General features: G+C 75.4%; 2 protein-coding genes and 1 pseudogene. All 3 read left to right on the forward strand.

Going from position 1 to position 1,981, the window contains the following annotated elements:
- Positions 1 to 466: pseudogene (locus tag N869_RS18005) on the forward strand (hypothetical protein); the annotation flags it as partial.
- Between the two features lie 102 nt (positions 467 to 568).
- Positions 569 to 1,369: a YcnI family copper-binding membrane protein gene (locus N869_RS14745; RefSeq protein WP_052105628.1), complete on the forward strand. Its 801-nt coding sequence runs from the start codon at positions 569 to 571 to the stop codon at positions 1,367 to 1,369.
- Positions 1,366 to 1,981: copper resistance CopC family protein (locus N869_RS14750; RefSeq protein WP_035062901.1), on the forward strand; the 616-nt coding region annotated here is incomplete at its 3' end. The genes N869_RS14745 and N869_RS14750, both read left to right, overlap by 4 nt.

Consider the following 1,981-nt stretch of genomic DNA (forward strand, 5'->3'; position numbering starts at 1 on the left):
CGCCGGGGTGACGTGGCTGATCCTGCACACCTGTGCCCACGGCCCGGCCCAGGTGGTCCCCACCGTGGCCGCGCTGGCGCTGGGCCAGGTGGTCGTCCACCTGGCGGCCTGCCACCACGCGGTGGTCGGCGGGCACGACCACGGGGCGATGGGCGTCACGGAGTCGTCCGTGGCCGCGTTGCAGCACGCCGCGTCGATGCCCGGTGGTCTCGGGGCACCCATGCTGGCGCTGCACGTGGCCGCGACCGTCGGTCTCGCGATGCTCCTGGTGCACGGGGACGGGGTGCTGTGGCGGCTGTGGGACCTGGGGCGACGGCTCGCCCCGGCCCTGCCGGTCCCGGTGCCTGTGCGCCCGACGGCGCCGGGCCCGCAGGCACTCGCCGTCGTCCCTCGCCCTGTACCGGCGCCGGGGACGGGGTCGGTGGACCGTCGTGGACCACCGGTGCCGGTCGTGGCGCCCGCCTGACCCTGCCCTGCTGACGTGGGGGACCGGGGGTGACGTGCGCCTGCTCGCTGTACCGGTACATCCCCGGGTGGTCCGCCACCCCGCCACGACAGGAGATCGATGATGATCCGCACGACCCGCACCACTGACCCGCACACCCCTGCCCGGGGCCGCGCGCCGGGGCGCCGCGTGGCCCTCACGGCCGCTGCCGGCCTGCTGACCGGGGCTCTCGCGCTGGTGCCGACGGCGGCGTCGGCGCACGTGACCGTGAGCCCCGACCGCACCGTCGCCGGTGGGTACTCGCTGCTGACGTTCGGCATCCCGCACGGGTGCTCCGGCTCGGCGACCACCCAGGTGTCCATCCAGATCCCCGACGAGATCGTCAGGGTCACCCCCAGCGTCTCCTCACGCTGGGACGTGGAGAAGGTGATGGAGCCGCTCGACCCGCCGGTCGACGACGGCCACGGCGGGCAGCGCACCGAGCGCGTCTCCGAGGTCGTCTACACGGCGGTCGACCCCTTGCCGGACGGCTACCGCGACGCGGTGTCCATCCAGGTGCAGCTGCCCGACCTGCCGGGGGAAACCCTGTACTTCCCGGCGGTGCAGGTCTGCGAAGAGGGTGAGAGCCCCTGGATCCAGCTGCCCGAGGAGGGGCAGACCTCACGGGACCTGGAGCTCCCCGCCCCGGGCTTCGTCCTGACCGCGGCCGAGGACGCCGGGGCTGCGGCCACGGAGGACGGCGACGAGGCCGAGATCGACACCGCCGGTGCCGAGACCGTCGCCTACGACGCCGGCGCCACCGGTGAGGGCGGTGCCCCGGCGGCCCTCACATGGGCGGCCCTGGTGGTCGGCGCCCTGGGCCTGGTCGTCGGTGGCCTGGCCCTGGCCCTGGCCCGGTCCGGGCGTCGCGGAACCGCGGCGTGAGCTTGACCAGCATCCGCTCCGCCGTGCTCGCACGTGTGGGACTGCTGGCGGTGGCGCTGACCTGCCTGATGGCATGGTCGGCGCCACCGGCGCTGGCCCACGCCGAGCTGCTCGGCGTGGAGCCCTCCGACGGGCAGACCCTGCCCGAGCCCCCCGGCCACATCACGCTCACGTTCAACGAGTCGGTCACCCCGGTCGAGGCCGGGACGTTCGTGCTCGGCCCCGACGGCGGGGTCGTGCCCACCGAGCTGCGGGCCGTGGACCAGGCCGTCGTCCTGGAGCTCCCCGACGACCTCGCCGACGGCACACACGTGGTGGCCTGGCGGGTCATCTCGGCCGACACCCACCCCGTGGGCGGCGCCACGACGTTCGACGTCCGTGAGGCCGGCACCACCGAGGACCTGCACGTCCTGGACGGCGAGTCCGACGTCCAGGCGGCGGTCCGCAAGGCCATCCAGGCGGTGGCCTACACCGGCGTCCTCGCCGCCGTCGGTGTGCTCGTCTTCGACCTGCTGGTCCTCACCTCCCGCTCCGGGCCCGCACCACGCACCCGCGCCGCGCTGCGCCTGGCGCTCCGCCTGGCGGCGGCCGTCGGTGCCGTCGGGCTGGTCG

Origin of the sequence: Cellulomonas bogoriensis 69B4 = DSM 16987, from assembly GCF_000767165.1 — a bacterium.
GTDB lineage: Bacteria > Actinomycetota > Actinomycetes > Actinomycetales > Cellulomonadaceae > Actinotalea > Actinotalea bogoriensis.